The 20,095-nt window shown below is 44.1% G+C and carries 20 protein-coding genes; 17 read left to right on the top strand and 3 right to left on the bottom strand.

Annotation, left to right across the window (positions count from 1 at the left end; translation table 11 throughout):
* The first annotated feature begins 347 nt into the window (after positions 1 to 347).
* The 15 genes from resB to VB077_RS05885 all read left to right on the top strand — a co-directional run bounded on the left by resB (position 348) and on the right by VB077_RS05885 (position 15,410).
* Positions 348 to 1,670: a cytochrome c biogenesis protein ResB gene (resB, locus tag VB077_RS05955; protein WP_323414308.1), complete on the top strand. Its 1,323-nt coding sequence runs from the start codon at positions 348 to 350 to the stop codon at positions 1,668 to 1,670.
* A 34-nt stretch (positions 1,671 to 1,704) separates the two neighbouring features.
* The gene (gene ccsB / locus VB077_RS05950) at positions 1,705 to 2,565 is read left to right on the top strand and encodes a c-type cytochrome biogenesis protein CcsB (protein WP_323414307.1); all 861 of its coding nucleotides are present in this window, start codon (positions 1,705 to 1,707) and stop codon (positions 2,563 to 2,565) included.
* Between the two features lie 78 nt (positions 2,566 to 2,643).
* Positions 2,644 to 3,276 carry a bifunctional precorrin-2 dehydrogenase/sirohydrochlorin ferrochelatase gene (locus tag VB077_RS05945; protein ID WP_323414306.1) on the top strand — a complete coding sequence of 211 codons (633 nt, stop codon included), beginning with the start codon at positions 2,644 to 2,646 and terminating at the stop codon, positions 3,274 to 3,276.
* Positions 3,258 to 4,592 carry a glutamyl-tRNA reductase gene (gene hemA / locus VB077_RS05940; RefSeq protein WP_323414305.1) on the top strand — a complete coding sequence of 445 codons (1,335 nt, stop codon included), beginning with the start codon at positions 3,258 to 3,260 and terminating at the stop codon, positions 4,590 to 4,592. The genes VB077_RS05945 and hemA overlap by 19 nt, the downstream gene beginning before the upstream one ends.
* Entirely contained in the window at positions 4,593 to 5,513 is a 921-nt protein-coding gene (gene hemC, locus VB077_RS05935; RefSeq protein WP_323414304.1) for a hydroxymethylbilane synthase, read from the top strand.
* A gap of 27 nt (positions 5,514 to 5,540) precedes the next feature.
* Positions 5,541 to 7,046 (top strand): uroporphyrinogen-III C-methyltransferase, encoded by a 1,506-nt coding sequence (gene cobA, locus VB077_RS05930; RefSeq protein ID WP_323414303.1) that lies wholly within the window; start codon positions 5,541 to 5,543, stop codon positions 7,044 to 7,046.
* A gap of 2 nt (positions 7,047 to 7,048) precedes the next feature.
* A complete protein-coding gene (gene nirJ1 / locus VB077_RS05925) occupies positions 7,049 to 8,224 on the top strand; it encodes a putative heme d1 biosynthesis radical SAM protein NirJ1 (protein WP_323414302.1) in 1,176 nt (391 codons plus the stop codon).
* A 39-nt stretch (positions 8,225 to 8,263) separates the two neighbouring features.
* The gene (gene hemB, locus VB077_RS05920; RefSeq protein ID WP_323414301.1) at positions 8,264 to 9,235 is read left to right on the top strand and encodes a porphobilinogen synthase; all 972 of its coding nucleotides are present in this window, start codon (positions 8,264 to 8,266) and stop codon (positions 9,233 to 9,235) included.
* Positions 9,236 to 9,277: 42 nt separating this feature from the next.
* Entirely contained in the window at positions 9,278 to 10,276 is a 999-nt protein-coding gene (gene nirJ2 / locus VB077_RS05915) for a putative heme d1 biosynthesis radical SAM protein NirJ2 (protein WP_323414300.1), read from the top strand.
* A gap of 1 nt (position 10,277) precedes the next feature.
* Positions 10,278 to 11,309 (top strand): Lrp/AsnC family transcriptional regulator, encoded by a 1,032-nt coding sequence (locus VB077_RS05910; protein WP_323414299.1) that lies wholly within the window; start codon positions 10,278 to 10,280, stop codon positions 11,307 to 11,309.
* A 42-nt stretch (positions 11,310 to 11,351) separates the two neighbouring features.
* Positions 11,352 to 12,641, top strand: coding sequence for a glutamate-1-semialdehyde 2,1-aminomutase (gene hemL, locus VB077_RS05905; RefSeq protein WP_323414298.1), 1,290 nt, complete (start codon positions 11,352 to 11,354; stop codon positions 12,639 to 12,641).
* Positions 12,642 to 12,677: 36 nt separating this feature from the next.
* Positions 12,678 to 12,959 (top strand): hypothetical protein, encoded by a 282-nt coding sequence (locus VB077_RS05900; protein ID WP_323414297.1) that lies wholly within the window; start codon positions 12,678 to 12,680, stop codon positions 12,957 to 12,959.
* Between the two features lie 113 nt (positions 12,960 to 13,072).
* Positions 13,073 to 13,834 carry an SDH family Clp fold serine proteinase gene (locus VB077_RS05895; protein ID WP_323414296.1) on the top strand — a complete coding sequence of 254 codons (762 nt, stop codon included), beginning with the start codon at positions 13,073 to 13,075 and terminating at the stop codon, positions 13,832 to 13,834.
* Positions 13,835 to 14,000: 166 nt separating this feature from the next.
* Positions 14,001 to 14,216 carry a twin-arginine translocase TatA/TatE family subunit gene (gene tatA, locus VB077_RS05890; protein ID WP_323414295.1) on the top strand — a complete coding sequence of 72 codons (216 nt, stop codon included), beginning with the start codon at positions 14,001 to 14,003 and terminating at the stop codon, positions 14,214 to 14,216.
* A gap of 156 nt (positions 14,217 to 14,372) precedes the next feature.
* Complete coding sequence (locus tag VB077_RS05885; protein WP_323414294.1) at positions 14,373 to 15,410, top strand: tetraprenyl-beta-curcumene synthase family protein; 1,038 nt, start codon at positions 14,373 to 14,375, stop codon at positions 15,408 to 15,410.
* Positions 15,411 to 15,484: 74 nt separating this feature from the next.
* Here the strand turns inward: VB077_RS05885 and VB077_RS05880 are convergent, their stop codons facing one another.
* Complete coding sequence (locus VB077_RS05880; protein ID WP_323414293.1) at positions 15,485 to 16,474, bottom strand: polyprenyl synthetase family protein; 990 nt, start codon at positions 16,472 to 16,474, stop codon at positions 15,485 to 15,487.
* A gap of 137 nt (positions 16,475 to 16,611) precedes the next feature.
* Complete coding sequence (locus tag VB077_RS05875; protein WP_323414292.1) at positions 16,612 to 17,760, bottom strand: VanW family protein; 1,149 nt, start codon at positions 17,758 to 17,760, stop codon at positions 16,612 to 16,614.
* A gap of 229 nt (positions 17,761 to 17,989) precedes the next feature.
* On the opposite strand from VB077_RS05875, the gene VB077_RS05870 reads away from it, so the two are divergent.
* Positions 17,990 to 18,727 carry an SDR family NAD(P)-dependent oxidoreductase gene (locus tag VB077_RS05870; RefSeq protein WP_323414291.1) on the top strand — a complete coding sequence of 246 codons (738 nt, stop codon included), beginning with the start codon at positions 17,990 to 17,992 and terminating at the stop codon, positions 18,725 to 18,727.
* Positions 18,728 to 18,764: 37 nt separating this feature from the next.
* On the opposite strand, the gene VB077_RS05865 is transcribed toward VB077_RS05870, so the two are convergent.
* Complete coding sequence (locus tag VB077_RS05865) at positions 18,765 to 19,178, bottom strand: CBS domain-containing protein (RefSeq protein ID WP_323414290.1); 414 nt, start codon at positions 19,176 to 19,178, stop codon at positions 18,765 to 18,767.
* 161 nt (positions 19,179 to 19,339) lie between these two features.
* On the opposite strand from VB077_RS05865, the gene larB reads away from it, so the two are divergent.
* On the top strand, positions 19,340 to 20,095 hold the full coding sequence (larB, locus tag VB077_RS05860) for a nickel pincer cofactor biosynthesis protein LarB (RefSeq protein ID WP_323414289.1): 756 nt from the start codon (positions 19,340 to 19,342) through the stop codon (positions 20,093 to 20,095).

The following is a 20,095-nucleotide window of genomic DNA, read 5'->3' as shown; positions in this document are numbered from 1 at the left end:
AGCTTTTCGAGAATTCTTTTTTAAATAATCAGCTAAAAAACGTTGAAAAGGCTAGCTAAAAAGTAATAACGAGTTGTAATTTACAATTTTGAGTTTGCAAAAACTTTACCTAATAGCACCTAAAGGGGTGCGAAACTTCAGGTTTAATATATGAATGAGCAAAGCTTTTATACAATTTGAAAGATAATTGGATTTAGCGATGCTCTTTCTTTTATATAAATGTGATCGAATTATGAAATATGGAAATGAAAGGACATTTTCGATAGGAGAATCGCAACTTATATAGTAAAATTATATATGTGCTAGTTTTAATATGTGCAAGTTTTTAGAGGAGGTGGAAGTATTTAATGAGTAGACAAACTGAAAGCATTATGGATAAGGTCTGGAATATTTTCAGTTCGATGAAAACAGGACTAGTCCTCTTGGGAGTTATCGCTGTTGTATCCGGCATCGGTACTCTCATTCCGCAGGAAGCGCTAGACCCCGGGGGGGCAAAAAGTGTAAATTCTTTATGGAAAATGCTTGGTTTCACGCATCTTTACTCAACGTCTTGGTTTCGGCTTATTCTCGGGCTGCTGAGCATCAATCTCTTGGTCTGTAGTATTCAGCGTTTTAATGGTATTTATCGTAAAACTTTTAAGCCTCAGCCGCCGCAATCAGCTTCATCCATACCGTCCAAAATTCAGACCCGAATTTCGGGAAACGATAAAAAACTGCGTGAAGCTGTATCCGAAGTACTTAAACACAAAGGTTATCAATTAAAGATAAATGAGCAAGAAGGACGTTGGAGTTTTATCGCCCAAAAACACAAATGGGGGAATTGGGGTTCCTTAATCACACACATTGCTTTTATTGTCCTTGTTGTGGGGGCTCTAGTTGGCTCAATGACCGGCTTTAAAGGTTTCTTTATGGCGGGGGAAGGGGAAACCTTACCCATTCAGCAAATAAAAGTAAGCAAGGGCAATGTTGCAGAGAATTTTTACGTTAAAATCAACTCGGCAGAGGATCGGGTCTTAGCGAATGGGGAACGCGATAATTGGTATACTGATCTCAGTATTTTAGAATCAGGCCAAGAAGTCGCCCGTCAAACGATATCTGTTAATCATCCCTTTTCTTATCAAGGGGTTACTTTTTATCAATCCAGTTTTGCCCAAGGGGGTAAATTTACAGTCAATGTGAATGGGCAGAAGGTTCCTTTTATCTTACAGAATAAAGGCGGAAATTATTTTCAGGCTCCGGGAACTGACCTCTATTTCATTCTTGCCGCGGTGAAGGCTGATCCCAAAGCACCTATTGTTCTTTACCAAGTCTATCAAGGGAATTCTTCACAACCCTTAGCAATGGGTCAAATGAATTTAGGGGAAGTCAATAAAATTAATGATACCGTTTCCTTGACGTTTGATGGATTATCAAGTTTTACGGGCCTTCAGGTAAAAAAAGACCCCGGGGTAAACTTGGTTTGGTTAGGATGTGCACTATTGATGATAGGGCTTGTTCTTTCCTTCTATTGGAGACCGCACACAATTTCTGGTATTCTTGAAATGCAAGAGGAATCCTACCTGCATATGGGTGCGATTCGTGGTAAACTTGCAGTGGGAACACAAGAGGAGTTTAACCAGATTGTTGCTGATATAAAGAAGCGGCTTGCGTCTGATTCAGTCAGAAGTTAGACGATGAAAATTCGTCAAAAGAGGAGATGGTAACATGAATGTGACCTTAAATAACATCGAAGTGATGATGTTTTATATCATGGTTGCTGCTTACTTTTTGAGTGCTGCAATATCTTGGTTAACGCTTGTTGTCAAAAAAGAATGGCTTGAACATTTGGCCACAGGAATGGCGTTTATCGGTTTAGTTGGAAATACGGTTGCCATTGTGGTACGAACGATCATCTCACAAAGACCCCCACTGTCTAATGGCTATGAATTTATTCTTACGTTTTGCTGGGGAATTGTTGCAATCTACTTGTTTGCTCAGTTAAGATACAAGGTGAGGAATTTAGCGAATTTTGTTATGCCTATTCCTTTTCTTCTTCTTGTATTCATTATCATGACAATGGGTCCAGATGAGCGCGTTGCCGCGGCTATTCCTCCGGCGCTTAAAAGCTATTGGTTAACATTTCATGTTCTAACCGCCATGCTTTCCTATGGTGCTTTTGCAATTTCCTTTGGCTTGGGCTTGATGTATTTAATTAAAGCAAAGAAAGAAGAGAAATTCGGAGTAGAATCGGTAGATAAAGGATGGACTTCACGCTTTCCTGCATCCCAGGTACTCGATGAGTTATCTTATAAGATCATTGGTTTTGCTTTCCCCATGCTGACTCTGTGCATTATTACAGGTGCGATCTGGGCAAATTATGCTTGGGGAACATACTGGTCTTGGGATCCGAAGGAAACGTGGTCCCTAATTACTTGGATTATTTATGCCGCCTATCTTCATGCTCGGCTTATGTATGGATGGAAAGGCAAAAGAGCCGCCTGGCTTGGGGTTATTGGTTTTATCGCTGTTTTGTTTACCTTCTTTGGCGTTAATTACTTCTTGCCGGGACTTCATTCCTACGCATAAGAATTAGCAAAAAAGGGGAAGGTCTTAGGTCAATTGATGATTATTGAATTTCGGATGTAAAAGAAGGTGCTTAATGTAGTGGCAGATTATTATCCTATTTTTGCTGACTTAAGACAAAAAACGGTTTTAGTGGTTGGTGGAGGAAATGTTGCATACCGCAAGGTTCAAACATTGTTAGAGCATGGGGCAATTGTGTGGATTGTCTCTCCAAAGCTGGTCAAGGATTTAGAAGCCTTGGTGGATTCTAAACACTGTTTTTGGTTAAAGAAAGAATACAGTGCAGATGATATTCAGGATGCTGCGCTTATTTTCTCCTGTACTGAAAAAGATGAGGTCAATGCTGTTGTTTCATGTGATGCCCAAAAGAATAAACGTCTGATCAATGTAGTCGATGATCCCGAAAAATGTACGTTTATCGTTCCTTCCATCATGGAACGCGGTGACTTGCAGGTTGCCGTTTCTACAGGCGGAAGCAGTCCGATCGTGGCACGGCAAATCCGGGAACAACTCCAAACGCAATACGGCCAGGAATATGCGGAATATCTTGCGTTACTAAAAGAATGGCGTAATAGAGTTAAGTCGGATTTATCACCGGAACAGAAAAAAAGGTTTTGGTCTAAAGCAACCGACGGTGATGTTTTAGCGTTGATTAAAAATGGCCGACTTAGTGAAGCGAAAGGAGTGATCGAGCATTGTTTCCGGTCACTGTAGGATTAAATCATCGTAGCGCCCCGGTTGAAATCCGCGAGAAGGTGAGCTTTCCCCATTATAAAATTGAAGCCGCACTTCATGAATTGAAGTCTTATCCGGGTCTTGAAGGGGTTGTCATCCTCAGCACGTGTAATCGACTCGAGATTTATGCCGCAACGACAAATATAGATTTAGGGATTAGCTCAATAAAAAGTTTTCTTGCTAATCAAGCTCAGCTCGAAGAAAAAGTTCTGTTCGAGTACCTCACTGTTCACACCTTGTATGAAACCGTTCGCCATCTGTATCGTGTTGTTTCCGGTTTGGATTCAATGATCTTAGGTGAGACACAAATTCTCGGACAGGTCGCTTCCGCATACGAAAAGGCTGTAAAAGCTGGGGTGACCAATAAAGTCATCAATGTTTTTTTCCAGAACGCCTTAACCGTAGGCAAGAGGGTTAGAACGGAGACCCAAATTGATCAACATCCGACTTCTATTTCCTACACTGCGGTCGAACTCGCTAAACACGCTTTGGGAGATCTCGCAGGCCGAAACATCCTTATTTTAGGTGCGGGCGAGATGAGTTCTCTAACCGCGAAACATCTTGTAGCTAATGGGGCAGGTACAGTCATCGTCTCCAATCGCTCTCATGCCCGAGCTGAAACTTTAGCTGCCGAATTTAATGGAATTGCAGTTCCCTTTGAAAAGCTTTCGGAAAGTATGCAGGAAGTCGATATTGTCATTTCAGCGACTTCTGCGGCGAACTTCGTAATCCCCCCCGAACAGATTCAAAAAGTCATGGAGCAGCGAAACCATCGGCCTTTATTGCTCATCGATATTGCCGTGCCACGGGATATTCACCCGGATGCTGCCAAGATTCCCGGGGTAAAGTTATTTGATATAGATGATTTGCGCGAAGTCGTTGATAAGCATCAAAACGCTCGAAGAATTGCGGGAAAAAAAGCAGAATTGATCATAGAAGAGGAAATGGAGCAATTTATGAAATGGCATAATTCGCTGTTTGTGATTCCAACGATTGTTGCTTTGCAGCAGCGGGGAGAAGAAATCAAAAACTATCAACTGGAACATGCCTTTAACAAATTAGGGGGACTCACAGAGAAACAAGAGAAAATAGTTCGTTCTATGGCAAATTCGATTATCAATCAATTACTCCATACCCCGATTACTAACTTGAAGGAGTTTGCGACAACCAGCCAAGGACATCTTTATACTGAAATCTTACAAAACTTATTTAGCTTGGATGTTGATGAAGAGTCGGTTCGCACGATGCGGAGCGTATCACAGAAACATAGCAAGGTTAAAACAAAGGAGGGCTAAATGAGTATCATTAGAATAGGGACACGAGACAGCGTTTTGGCGTTGTGGCAAGCCGAATGGGTCAAGTCACAGCTAAGCGTAATCTATCCTGAACATGAATTTATGCTTGTTTCAATGAAGACCAAGGGTGATAAAATTCTCGATGTACCGCTTGCCAAGATTGGAGACAAGGGATTATTTACGAAAGAACTTGAAAATGGTCTGCTGCGCGGCGAGATTGACCTTGCCGTACACAGCCTTAAGGATTTACCGACGATCTTGCCCGAGGGATTAAGCATTGGGGCGATTTGTGAACGTGAAGAACCCCGTGATGTTTTTCTAAGTAAGGATGGTACCCGTCTTGAAAATCTTCCTGAGGGTTCGGTGATCGGTACAAGCAGCCTGCGGCGCAAAGCTCAGTTGCAGCATTACAGGGCGGATTTAAAGTTCGCCGACTTACGAGGGAATCTGCAAACCCGTTGGCGCAAACTTGAAGAATCCTCGATGGCTGGAATTGTCTTGGCTTATGCCGGAGTAAAACGTTTGGGCTGGGAAGAACGGATTACTGAGCTTATCCCTGAAAATATCATGCTCTCGGCGGTTGGACAAGGGTCGATTGCGATTGAAATTAGTGCTGAACGAAAAGAGATCCTTCAATTGTTAAACCCCCTTCATCATGAAGAAACCAGTTTGGCGGTTCGTGCGGAAAGAGCACTGATGCGTCGTTTAGAAGGCGGGTGTCAAGTTCCGATCGGGGCTCTGGGAATCGTCAGCCCAAATGGAGTTCAATTGAAGGGAATGGTGGCTTCCTTAGATGGTCAACATCTTCTCAGAGGAAGTGCCGAAGGGAAGAATCCCGAAGAGATTGGCTATAACGTTGCAGATCAGCTTATCGCCCAGGGTGCGAAGGATATTCTTGATCAGATCAGGTCTCTCAGTTAATTATGAGTTGAAACGGAGTGTGGAAATTTGAATATAGGTTATGTTTATTTAGTGGGAGCAGGTCCGGGGGACCCGAAGCTTATTACGGTTAAGGGAGCTGAATGCATCGCTAAAGCTGAAGTACTTGTCTATGATCGGTTGGCATCCAGACGCTTACTGAGTCTTGCAAATCCTGAATGTGAAATGATTTATGTGGGTAAATCTCCGGATCGTCATACCCTGCGCCAAGAGGAAATCAATGAAGTCCTTGTTAAAAAAGGGCTGGAGGGAAAAATTGTGACCCGTCTAAAAGGGGGAGACCCATTTGTTTTCGGGCGGGGTGGAGAAGAGGCTGAAGCTTTACTTAATGCCGGTGTACCGTATGAAATCGTTCCCGGCGTAACGTCAGCTATTGCTGTACCGGCTTATGCCGGAATTCCGGTGACCCATCGGGATTTAACCTCCTCTTTTGCCGTGATTACAGGTCATGAGGACCCGAATAAGAATAGCTCGGCGATTGCCTGGGAACATCTTGCCAATTCTCACGGAACCTTAATTTTCCTAATGGGTATGGAGAATTTGGCCATGATTGCCAATAAATTGATCGAAAACGGCCGTGCGGCAACGACTCCGGTTGCTCTTATTCAATGGGGGACTCGTCTTGAACAGAGAACACTGGTTGGCCAATTGCATGATATTGCTGAAAGTGCCGAACAAGAAGGGTTTACGAATCCTTCGATTATTATTGTCGGAGAAGTTGTGAGCCTTCGTGAAAAACTTCAATGGTTTGAGAAAAAAGCGCTCTTTGGACAACGGATCGTTGTTACACGGGCACGCCATCAAGCGAGTGTCCTGTCACAGGAGATTGAAGATCTGGGAGGAGAACCTTGGGAATTTCCTGCTATCGAGCTTGCCCCTCCCAGTGATCCCAGCCAACTCATTAAAGCTGTCCGGGAGCTTAAACGGTTTAATTGGTTGGTTTTCACAAGCGTCAATGGGGTTGAAGAATTTTTCAAGGTGCTTAAAGAGCAGAAGAAAGATGTTCGCGATCTAGCAGGAATTGAGCTTGTAGCAATCGGCCCCGCAACTCAGAAAGCTTTGGAAAACCGTAGCTTGCGGGTTACCTTTGTACCGGAGGAATATCGTGCCGAAAAGATTATTGAAGGGCTTGCCAGTCGCGTCCTTCCCGGTCAAAGTGTGCTTCTCGCCCGGGCGGAAGAGGCAAGAGATATTTTGCCCGAGTCCTTAAAAGCCCTGGGAGCGGATGTTTGGGATGTTCCTGCCTATCGCACAGTTTTAGGACAAGCTGATAAAAAAGAACTTAAAACGATGTTAAGTGAAAAAATGATCCATGCCGTAACGTTTACAAGTTCATCCACTGTACGCAACTTCTTAAAACTGCTTGATGGAGACACCGCTTTACTGGAAGGGGTTAAGCTTTTTTCGATCGGCCCGATTACCAGTGCGACAGCACGGGAGCTGGGCTTAACGATTCATCGTGAAGCCGAAAAATATACGATTAAAGGGCTGGTTCAAGCCTTAGTGGAGGGTTAGAAATGATAAGCGTCACAAAACTACTTTTTAATACAGAGTACTTTGGCGATTCACTGCGCTACAGTGTCCATTCTCAAGGTGCAAAGAACGGAACGACGCTGGAAAGCGGTCCGGTTGTTGTTTGGAACTCAACTCGGACATGCAACTTGAGATGTATTCATTGTTATATGGAATCGGATGCTCAAAAATACGAAGGTGAGTTGACAACGGAAGAGGCCAAGCGATTCATCGATGATCTCGCTGAATTCCGGGTACCCGTCCTTCTCTTTTCCGGCGGTGAACCTTTGATCCGTCCCGACTTTTTTGAGCTTGCAGCATATGCTGCTTCCAAAGGAATTCGGCCCACGTTGTCTACGAATGGGACCTTGATTACCCCTGAAGTCGCCCAAAAGATCAAAGAGATCGGTGTTGGCTATGTCGGCATTTCACTTGATGGTTTACGTGAAGTCAATGATGAATTCAGGGGTAAAGAAGGAGCCTTCCAAAAGGCGATGGAAGGGATTCAGAACTGTGTCGCTGTCGATCAAAGAGTGGGACTTCGCTTTACGATTAACAGCCATAACTTAAGGGAACTTGATCATATTTTTGATTTCATTGAAGAAGAAAATATTAATCGGGTCTGTTTTTACCATCTTGTTTATTCCGGACGCGGTAATAAAATGATTGCTCAAGATGTGAGTCCTGAAGAATCACGTCAAGCGATGGAAACCATTATTCGTCGTACGATCGATTTTGAAAATCGGGGCTTAAAAAAAGAAATTCTGACTGTTGATAATCACTGTGATGGTGTCTACCTTTATCTCCGTACCCTGAAAGAGAATCCGGCGAAGGCCGAAGAAATAAAACGTTTAATTAGCTTCAACGGTGGAAACCGTTCCGGAATTGCTTTTTCTGAGGTTGATCCGATGGGTTATGTTCACCCGGATCAATTTACACAGCACATTACGTTTGGTAATGTCCGGGAAAGGAAGTTTGGGGATATCTGGACAGATCTATCGAATCCCATCCTCGCGGGGATGAAAGATCGTAAACCTTTGCTTAAGGGACGTTGCTCGAAGTGTCAGTATCTCGATTTTTGCAATGGAAATTTCCGAACCCGTGCCGAAGCAGTTACAGGGGATTTCTGGGAATCAGATCCGGCCTGTTATCTGACGGATGAGGAGATTGGGATAAAATAACCTAAGCTCTTTAATCGTAAAAACAACGGAGGTGTCTTGATGAAACTGATTCATCGCCCGCGTCGCTTACGGGCCAATGATACGATACGCAATATGGTTCGCGAGAACCATGTGCGTGTTGATGACTTAATTTACCCCATGTTTGTCATTTATGGAGAAAAGACTAAGCATGAAATACCTTCAATGCCGGGAGTGTACCAATACTCTTTGGATCTTTTCGTTGAGGCTTTACAGGAAGTCGTAGATTTGGGAATTCCGGCGATCTTGCTTTTTGGAATTCCCGAATCAAAAGATGCAGTGGGAACCGGTGCTTATCATGAACATGGTATCGTTCAAGAAGCGGTTCGGGTAGCTAAAAAGCATTTCCCCGATCTTTATGTGATTACCGATGTCTGCTTATGTGAATATACCGATCATGGGCACTGCGGGGTTATTAAGGACGGCAAGATTCTGAATGATCCGACCTTGGACCTATTAACTCAAACAGCGGTATCGCATGCCCAAGCGGGAGCGGATATGGTTGCTCCCTCAGACATGATGGATGGTCGTGTCGGAGCCATTCGTCAAGGACTTGATCAAGCCGGCTTTACGAATATTCCGGTGATGTCTTACGCTGCCAAATTTGCTTCCGGTTTCTATGGACCTTTTCGGGAAGCCGCCGGTTCTGCACCGCAGTTCGGAGATCGTCGGACCTATCAAATGGATCCGCCTAATGGTAACGAGGCGATGTTAGAGACCGCGTTAGACATCGAAGAAGGAGCAGATCTGATCATTGTTAAACCGGCGCTGGCATACGGAGATATTACCTATCGGACAAAACAACGCTTTGGAGTTCCCGTCGTTGCTTATAATGTCAGCGGTGAATACTCCATGGTTAAAGCAGCCGCAGCTCAAGGCTGGATTGATGAACAACGTATCGTCATGGAATCCTTAGTCAGTATGAAGCGTGCGGGAGCAGATTTAATTATTACTTATCATGCTTTGGATGCGGCACGCTGGCTGCGAAAATAAGCAACAAAGATAAAAGAACTAAAAGGAGGAAGAAAATAAGAGATGATTGTTTCCTGGAATACAACCAATGCCTGCAATATGTATTGTGATCATTGTTACCGAGATGCCGGTTGTAAGGCAGAGGAAGAATTGAGTACCTCTGAGGGTAAGACACTATTGGAACAGATTGCCAAAGCGGGCTTTAAAATTATGATCTTCAGCGGTGGTGAACCGTTGACGCGTCCGGATATTGTGGAGCTGGTCGCCTATGCCACTTCATTGGGATTACGGCCGGTCTTTGGTACGAATGGCACCCTTATTACCTTAGATATGGCTCGCCGGCTTAAAGAGGCAGGCGCTATGGGAATGGGGATCTCACTTGATTCAATGGACAAGGAAAAACACAACCAATTTCGGAAGTTTCCGGGAGCCTGGGAAGGCGCTGTTCAGGGTATGCGCAATTGCCGTGAAGTCGGCCTGCCGTTTCAGATCCATACTACAGTCATGGATTGGAATCAGGATGAGTTGGAAAGCATCACCGATTTTGCAGTAGCGGAAGGTGCGGTTGCCCACCATTTCTTCTTCCTTGTTCCAACCGGCAGAGCTGTTTCAATCGAGGAAGAATCCCTGCGTGCCGAAGCGTATGAAGATGTATTAACCCGCATTATGAAGAAACAGCAAACCGTGGATATCGAGCTGAAACCGACGTGTGCTCCGCAGTTTATGCGAATTGCCAAACAAATGGGAATGAAGATGCGTTATGGCCGCGGCTGCTTGGCGGGTACTTCCTACTGTATTATCAGCCCTAAAGGTCAAGTTCAGCCTTGTGCTTATTTGAATATCCCTTTGGGAGATGTTCGGGAAACCCCATTTGATGAGATATGGAAGAACAATCCTGTCTTGCAAGAATTAAGAACGATGGATTACAAGGGCGGATGCGGAACCTGCGAATATAAAAAGGTTTGCGGCGGCTGCCGAGCTCGCGCTGCATATTACGAAAACGGAGATTATATGGCAGAGGAGCCTTGGTGCCTGTATCATGGGCGGAAGGGAGTTAAATAACTTGGATACCGTCGAACGGATATTGCTTAATACCGTCCAGACAGCTTTTCCTGTCACTTCCCGTCCTTATCAAACTCTCGGTGAACTCGCCGGTGTTTCAGAGGAAGATGCTTGGCAGAGGATTGTCCAACTCCGGAAAGAAGGAATTATCCGGCGCTTGGGAGGTGTGTTTGATTCCCATCGTTTAGGGTATCATAGCACATTATGCGCCGGTAAAGTTCCTGAGAATAAAATTGCCGAAGCAGCAGAGTTTTTGAATGGAATCCCGGGTGTTACCCATAACTACTTGCGTTCGCATTCGTATAATATGTGGTTTACCGTTATTGCCGCAACAAAGGCGGAAGTTGAACAGATCGTTAATAAAGTACGCGAGATTGCAGGAACGGAAGAAATTTATTCTCTGCCGGCTACCCGCCTCTTTAAAATTAGTGTTGATTTTAATTTTAAGGCTGAAGAGATCGATGATGATCCGGACGAAGATGCAGAGGAAGATACGGAAGAAGAATCCTCAAAAGCCCCCGGGGCCTGGGAAAGCGGCGAAGGCCAAACGTTAGAGATTACTGAACGCGATAAAGCACTTATTCGATTCCTTCAAGAGGACTTACCATACTCTCTTACGCCCTTTGCCGAGATTGCCGAGACTTTACAATGGACGGAAAATGAGGTTCTGAATCAAACACAGACTATGCTTGAAAAACGCATGATTCGTAGATTTGGTGCGGTTTTGCGTCACCAAAAAGCAGGCTTTACGGCTAACGCGATGGGGGTTTGGACGGTACCGGAAGATCAAGTGGAAGAAATAGGCGCTAAGATGGCTTTATTTCGCGAAGTAAGCCACTGTTATCAGCGGCCCACGCTTCCGGATTGGCCATATACGCTTTTCACCATGATTCACGGCCGCTCAGCCGAAGAATGTCAAGATATTATGAAACGCATCGCTCAGGCTACGGGAGTAAAAGAGTATCGAATGCTATTCAGTCAAACCGAACTTAAGAAAAGCAGTATGAAATATTTCATAGAAGGTATAATGTGAAGTAGCCATTAAAGACAATAACATATGTGGGAGGTTTTTCGTTTGAGTTTTCAAGATAGACGGAGTTGTCAAGCCTTTGAACGGGCCAAAGCGGTTATTCCCGGTGGGGTTAATTCCCCGGTGCGTGCTTTCCGTTCTGTAGGCAGAGATCCCGTTTTTATTGATCATGGAAAGGGAGCGCATCTTTGGGATATCGACGGAAATACCTATATCGATTATGTCGGTTCGTGGGGTCCCTTGATTTTGGGACATGCCCATCCTGAGGTTGTTGAAGCTATTAAGCGGACAGCAGAACGGGGGACCAGTTATGGTGCTCCGACAGAGCTGGAGACCGAATTAGCAGAAGAAGCTCTGAAAGCCTACCCTTCGATGGATAAAGTACGGATGACCAATTCGGGTACCGAAGCAACAATGAGTGCTTTACGTGTTGCTCGGGGTATCACAGGACGAAGTAAAATCGTCAAATTTGAAGGCTGTTATCATGGCCATTCTGATTCGCTTTTGATTAAAGCCGGAAGCGGCGCACTGACTTTTGGCGTTCCGACTTCACCCGGGGTTCCTAACGCGACTGCTTCGATGACCCTTGTTGCTCAGTATAACGATATAGAAGGGGTTAAAGCGCTTTTCCGTGAAGAAGGAGAAAATATTGCCGGGGTTATCATAGAGCCTGTAGCGGGGAATATGGGGGTTGTTCTGCCTGAACCCGGTTTTTTGGAAGGCCTTAGGGAAGTAACGCGTCAATATGGCGCCTTACTGATTATTGATGAAGTCATGACTGGTTTTCGCGTAAGTTATGGCGGGGCACAAGGACGTTTTGGCATTGACCCTGATCTCACATGTCTTGGCAAGGTCATCGGGGGAGGGCTTCCGGTCGGGGCGTTTGGCGGTAAGAAAAAGTATATGGATCAGGTCGCACCGAATGGTCCTATTTACCAGGCGGGAACCCTTTCGGGAAATCCACTGGCCATGGCAGCCGGTTTAACTACGTTGAAGCTTTTACAAAAACCCGGTGTTTATGAAGAACTGGAACGGAAAACCACTTATCTGGCAACAGGACTTGCAAAAATCGCCGAAGAATGCGGTATACCGATATGGATCAATTCTATTGGGGCAATGTTCTCAGCGTTTTTCACCAAACAACCGGTCAAAGATTTCCGGAGTGCTTGTACATCAGATGTTGAACAGTTTGCAGGATATTTCAAGGGTATGCTTGAGCGGGGTGTTTATCTTGCACCAAGCCAATTTGAAGCAGTTTTCCTCTCTTTAGCGCATACCGATGAGGACCTAAACTATACGCTTGAACAAGCTCGGGCAGTCTTAAAGGCACTGTAGACTGTCGTATCTGCAGAGGATTTTAGGAGGTATGGCATGGAACGAAGAAAAATCGTTCGACGTATTATCACAATTTGCCTCTTTGCAGCATTAATTGCCGTAATTATTCTTTCACAAAATCACGATTTTTCGAATCCCCACTCGGGAATTCCGAGAGAGACCTGGATCAGTGGAGCACAAGGCCATGGCTTTGTCGTTAATAACAATCAGGACCCCGCCAATCGTTGCTATCCTTGCCATGAAAAAAAGGGACTGGGCGGTGAGGCTTATTGTCAATCCTGCCATGAGCAGTCTGAGGTTGAGGTTAATTTGCCTTAATGAATTCCTAGATAGAAATAGTATTATTAAATACTTCTGCCCCCCATATAGTGCACGCAATGGATAAAAATGGAATATAATGCACTATATTCTTCTGAATTGGGGGGGGGACGGTGGATGCAGAGAACCGTTTTCAATATTTGGAACGTTTAGAGAAACTTCGGGGTTCAAAAGTTTTAGTCTATTTTGCGTATACCCCATTGGACGACAGTATCTTAGTTCCCCTCTATAAGCAGCTTAAAGCGATTGGGCATACCCAGAAAATCGATTTGCTGTTGCATAGCTATGGCGGAGCTGTGGATACCCCGTATAAGCTTGTGATGCTGATCCGAGAATTTTGTGAGGAGTTTGGAGTGATCGTGCCGCTGGCAGCAAAGTCTGCTGCCTCAATGGTCGTTTTAGGAGCCGACGAAGTGGTCATGGGACCCGTTTCTGAACTCGGCCCGATAGATCCTTTAGTTAAACACCCCCTTTATAAGGATTTATGGGTGCCGGTACAGGCTATCCGTCATTGTTTAGAGTATCTTCATAGGACCATTACAAACAGTCCTGATCCGGAGCTGTCCACATTTATTATAAATCCGGTTCTGAATAAATTAGATCCTTGGTTAATCGGCGACTATGAAAAATCACTAAAGGCCTCGCATCAGTATGCAGAAGCCCTTCTTTCCCGCTTCATGTTAAAGGAATCTCCTGATCAAGTGTCTAGCGTTACGCATGCATTGACAGAAGGATATTTCTCTCACGGTTATCCGATTGGCCGCCGTGAAGCGAAAGAACTCGGCCTAAAGGTTATGGATGCGGATGATGAACTCTGGGATGTTATTTGGAGTCTTTATTTAGGGTATGAAGAATTATTTAGTCAGCTTGAGTAGTTAACTAAGATGTTTAAAAAAATATTATTGCATCTTTGAGGAATCTAGTTTAGGATAAGTAATGTGAGGACAAGGGATTCTTCACAAGCGATTCGCAATTAGATTCTTCTTAATGTTTGTGGTATAGTATCATTATCTTTATTAAGGTTCGGAGGTGGACATAAATATGTTCATAACTTTTGGCATGATTACCCCTACTGTAGCAGTGATAGCCCTTGTTATTGCCTTGGTCATTTTTGGACCCGGAAAGCTGCCTGATCTTGGAAAGGCTTTAGGAAAAGGTATTTCTGAATTTAAAGATGCAACAAACGGTAATGACAAAGAGGAAGTGAAAGTAGTCAAAAGTGAAGTAAAAGAAGAGAAAAAAGAAGATAAGGAATAATTTATTCGAGCTAATTTAATAATGTTTTTTGAAGCATTTGCAGTGATCTACCTTGGTAGTTTTTATTTGCAAATGCTCTTTGTTTTGGAGATATGTTTATAAAGTGTGTTTTTAGGGAGAAAATAGGAGTAAAGGATACCATGAGGAGTAATAAATGTGCTAATAATTAGGCGATTTGTGAAAGAGGTCTTTCCAAAGGTCAAGGAAGAACTCCATTCCTGGCAATTGATAGCGGAGAAAACACCGGATTCATTGCTCTCCCAGCAGGCTCTTGCTTCTTTGCAGAGTAAAGCGTTTCATTGCCTGGGGGGAAGTATCTATGCTCTTTATCCCGGTGCAAAACAGGATGCCATGATTCAGTTTATCGTGGCTTATCAAACCATCAGCGATTATCTGGATAATCTTGTCGATGCAGCAAATGTTCAGGACGAAAAAGCTTTTGCTCAGCTTCATTTAGCGATGACCGAAGCTCTGGATCCTGAAGCGGAGTGCTCTGATTATTACGCAGAATATCCCTATAAAGAGGATGGCGGATATTTAGATCAATTGGTGCGAACATGCCAGGAAAACTTAAAATTATTACCCTCGTATTCCGTTGTGAAAGCGGAGGCCACTTGGTTGGCTGCCCAATATTCTTCATTACAAACCTATAAACACCTGAAACCGGAGGAAAGGGAAGAGAAAATGTTAGCCTGGTTAGAACAAAGCCGGGTCATTTATTCTGAAGTATCGGTTTGGGAGTTTGCGGCTGCCACAGGTTCGACGCTTGGAATCTTTTGTTTAGTCGCCGCTGCCCACCAACCCGGACTTACGGTTAATACCGTCAAAGCGATAAAGCAGGCGTATTTTCCATGGATCTGTGGTTTACATATTCTCCTTGATTATTTTATTGATTATATTGAAGACCGTGAGACGGATCAACTCAATTTCGTTCAGTATTATCCAAGTATTTCCGAGAGAGAGAAGCGGCTTGTTCTCTTTTTGCAGGTATCGTTAGAGCGTGCTCATCAGTTATCTAACCCGGAATTTCATCTAACAGTGGTCAACGGACTAATAGCCATGTATTTATCCGACCCCAAAAGCGAAATTGAGGAGTTGAACGGAGGAACACGTGCCTTGCTTTCCGCAGGGGGAATCAAAGTTAGGATACTTCATTGGTTATGTGTCAGACTTCGCCGGAAAGGGGTACTATAAGGAAAGGGTGGCTTGGGCGAAACCCTCACCCGGGTTTTGTCACTGGATACTTTCGTACTTAGGAAGTGGGAGTCTTAGTGCGTACGATAAAGAACCTGATAAGCTGTGTCTTTGAGAAAGGTTTTGGAAGAACAGGCCGGAATCTTTTCGAGATAGGATAAAGCGGTTTCCACACATCTGCGTGCGGCAGAAAAGGCTTCATCTAGGGCTTCTGAGGAGATCAAAGCCTGAATTATTTTATGGAGACCCTGAGGTGTCAACTTGTCCTGAAGCATTTCGCGGGCCCATGGACCATAGAGTGGGTTATTCAAGAGATAGATCATCGGTAAGGTAAGATTACCGTTGATCAAATCTGCCCCAACCGGTTTGCCTGTTTTGCCCTCATCTCCTGTGAAGTCAAGCAGATCATCGATAATTTGATAAGCATAGCCAAGGTACATCCCGAATGTTCCCAATCGTTCGATATCCCTTTGTGAAGCACCGGCTGTAGCTGCTCCGGAGCGGCAAGAGCTAGCCAGAAGAATCCCCGTTTTTTGGGCGATGCGTTCAAAATAATCTTCAAGTTTAATGGATAAATCAAATTGACAATGAGCTTGTTCGACTTCACCGGTACACATCGATTGAATTGCCGCAACAAGGTAGTTCATACTATCCATAAGCTGGTAAGAAGATAAAATCTGAAAAGCCTCGGCAAAAAGATAATCGCCTGTAAGGACAGCGTTAAGATTACCCTGCCGAGCGTTAATGGTTAGCTGCCCGCGTCTTAGGTCTGAATGATCGATGACATCATCATGGATTAGGGAAGCCATATGGATCAGCTCGGCGGCAACGGCGGCTTGGATGGTTGCTGTATTTAAAGGACCAAAGCACATAGCACTGTGCAGGGTTAGCAGCGGACGAAGCCTTTTTCCACCCGAGGACAAAAGATGAGAACAGGATTCACGGATCATTCCCTGTGCTTTTTCGATCGTTTTATGAAGCTCTTCCTCAACAATCAGTAATTCAGGAAGAACGAAAGGTGTGCCCTCGGAAAAGTTTACAAGATTTTCACTTTGGATATTCATATTAACCATCCTTTATTTCAGGCTTAATAATTCCAATGAGAGTAGTATGCCTGAAATTGTCATAAATAATAAGAAAACCTTCAGCTTGAAGTACGAAACTTCGTCTGAAGGTTTTCTCGTGTAATGCTATTTATTATTTATACATGACCGTAAAGATCGAAGGTTAGTGTGCTTCCTTTAATCGAACTTCGGATCAGGACCAAACCGGGTGTGTTATTCTTAAACTTAAAATCAAGATAAGGATAGGCGACTGTTGCATCTTGACCCGGCGGTACATAGGTAATTTCTAGGGAATGAGCGTGACGTTCGGTAATTTGGAGTCGGGAAGCAACGGCTGCATTATACAAGGTGGAGGAAACTTGGCAGACTCCGCCGCCTAACCCAGGGACAAATTCATCATTCACAATGATCAAAGCTTCTTTATATCCGGCAGAGGAGGTTCGTTCACCTACGGTATTATTAAAGGAAAATTCCTCACCCGGCATAAGAATTACGCCATCAAGGGACTGAGTAGAGATACGGACGTTTTCCGTGCGTTCTTTATTATTCGCATCAAACCAGGTTGAATACCGCCCCAGTAAGCCCGTTATTTTCATCCCTTCAAGTTGGGCTGCTGTGACTTTAGGCTGATCTAAAACTTTAAGGGTTACATTGATAGAAGAAGGCTTTAACGGATCTAGGCTTTCTACTTGAGCGATGACTTCATCAAGGTTGACTTCTTGCCCAAAGGTTTCTTTTTGAATAACCATTTTGTTATCAGGTGTAATGCTGAAGGTGGCATCTGACACCGGCTTATTGTAAGGGGCAAAAGCGGTTTGCAGTGTATTTTGAAGCTGGTCCGAATTCCATTCATAATCTAGAGGAAGAAGAACCGCAGTTCCCTTTTTAGAATGATACTTCTGGATTGCCTTTTGCACAATAGTGCCATTATGGCCCATTTCATAAGCTTGCTGGATACCTTGTTCAAGTTTGTAGGTAAGCCCTAAATCCCGCAGCGTAAATTCAAGGGTTTCTGAAGAGGATTGAATCTTAAATTCTACTTTTTGATCCAGAATCGGTGTAATACTTTCTGCAAGTTTTTGTTCAGCCTCATCTTGGGTTAGGTTTGACACGTTTACATTACCGATCTTAACACCGTCAAGGATCAGCCCATTATCACGAGTGTAAAGATAAAGTCCTCCCCACCCAAAAAATATAAGTACGAGAAGGATGGTCAGGGATAGGATGATCATTTTCTTATGAGAATTCGGTTTAGGCTGTCCTAACTGTGCGGTTTTAACTTCCAATTTCTACTCCTCCTTTTTCTTCTCTGCAACAAATTATGGCGGGAGAAGAGAAGTTGCTAATAATAACAAAATATACTTATTCTATTTTTCTAAAGATTTTCCTTCTATAAATAAAAAATTATCTTCTATAAAACACATCGCTGATATAGGAATTGTTATATTACGTTTCTTGCTGAACCTAACTGAGTAAGCTATACTAATTACAGATGTGAGAGGAGATGTGTCGTTTATGCTGCAGGGAAAAACAGCACTGATTACGGGTGGGGGTACTGGAATTGGACGAGCTATTGCTCTAATGCTCGGACGTGAGGGTGTGAATGTTGCTTTAAATTATTCGCGTTCAGCTGCGGAAGCGCTGCAGACACAAGCAGAGGTCCAAGCCTTGGGAGTGAGATCCAAAACGTACCAGGCGAATGTCGCGTCAGATTGTGAAGTAAGGAAAATGGTAAACAACGTAATTTCTGATTTCGGGCAGTTGGATATACTGATTAATAACGCCGGTATGACTCATTTTGTCGATCATGCGGATTTGGAGGGCATGAAAGAGGAATATTGGGATGATATTATGGCAGTCAATGTAAAAGGGCTTTTCTTCTGTTGTCGGGCCGCAGCTGAGGAGTTAAGAAAACAAAAAGGATGTATCATCAACATGGCTTCCATTGCAGGACTTACAGGATTAGGAAGCTCAATTGCGTACTCGGCTTCAAAGGCGGCAAATATTAGCATCACCAAGTCCTTAGCCCGAGTGTTCGCACCGGAAGTACGTGTCAATGCAATTGCGCCGGGAGTTGTCCAAACGCGGTGGGTTGCGGGACAGGAAGAACATATTAAGCATCTCGGGGAGGGAACTCCGCTTCAGCGGATTGCAACCCCGGAAGATGTTGCCGAAGTGGCCTATGGTTTAATTGACAAGGCGAGCTTTGTTACAGGACAGGTCATTGTTGTCGATGGGGGCAATTTTATTTAGAGCGTTAGATGGGAAGAGAGGATAGCTTTGAACTGAGCTAATCCTCTCTTTTTTCTAAATGTTTCATACAATATTCGAGAATTTCGCGGCGTCGGACAATGCCAATGAAGATATCCTGGTCATCCACGACGGGAATGAAATTTTGGTCAATCGCTCGTGACAGCAAATTTTCGATATGTGCACCAATAGAAATAGGGTAATTTTGAATATGCCGCTCGATTTCTGTCAGACGAATATTATGGGTATTGGCAAATGAAAGACCGGGTGTATTTTTAAGTTTCCATAATAGGTCCCCTTCAGTGAGGGTTCCCACATAGTGTCCTTGTTCATCAATAAGCGGAACGGCCGAATAACGATGATACTCCATTCGTTCTAATGCTTGTCTCATGGTTGCGGTATCTTTTAGATAAACCACATCGCTCTTGGGGATCAAAAAAAAGAGTACATTCATTGCAAGATTTTTCTCCTCATTTATTTCTTCTTCTATTTTAACAGAAAACAAGGATTTTGGGCAAAGATTATGAAACAGACTTTAAGTATGCTATGCTATATTTTAGTTACTGGATCATCGTCAGAATCAAGAATTCACAAAAAGGATTGAGAAGAGTGGGTATGAATGAAGAAACGATCCGACTCCTGCTTGAAAAAATCAAAGGGCAGAAGATAAGCATTGAAGAAGGGGTCGAGCAGTTAAAAATTCTCCCTTTTGAAGATTTAGGATTTGCAAAAGTGGATTATCACCGCAAGCTTCGCCAGGGTTTTGCCGAGGTGATTTATTGTGCCGGGAAAACAAAAGAACAAATTGTTGCTATCGCCGAAAAGCTTTCTGAGCAGGGGGGAGGAAATGTTTTGGCAACGCGGGCGACCCCTGAGGTATATGAGGCAGTCCTTACAAAAATACCGGATGCCCAGTATCACCCTTTAGCCCGGACCATTATGATTCGACGGGGAAAGCAAGAAGATCAAGGTAATATTCTTGTTTTAAGTGCGGGGACTTCGGATTTGCCGGTTGCCGAAGAGGCGGCAATAACAGCTGAGATGATGGGAAATCATGTTGAAAGAGTATATGATACCGGCGTTGCCGGAATTCACCGTCTGCTCAGTCAAACGGAAAAACTCCGCTATGCCCGTGTGATTGTTGTTGTGGCAGGTATGGAAGGGGCTTTAGCGAGTGTTGTCGGGGGACTTGTGGACAAGCCTGTAATTGCAGTTCCGACGAGTGTGGGCTACGGTGCGAACTTTGGGGGGCTGTCGGCACTTCTCGCCATGCTTAATAGCTGTGCCAGCGGGGTAAGTGTCGTTAACATCGACAATGGTTTTGGTGCGGGCTATCAGGCCGGCCTAATTAATCGTTTAGGGGAGAACTAG

It is taken from the genome of Desulfitobacterium sp. (assembly GCF_034927245.1).
Lineage (GTDB): Bacteria > Bacillota > Desulfitobacteriia > Desulfitobacteriales > Desulfitobacteriaceae > Desulfitobacterium_A.
Note: the sequence above shows the minus strand (reverse complement) of the source record. Positions and strands in the feature narration are given on the sequence as shown.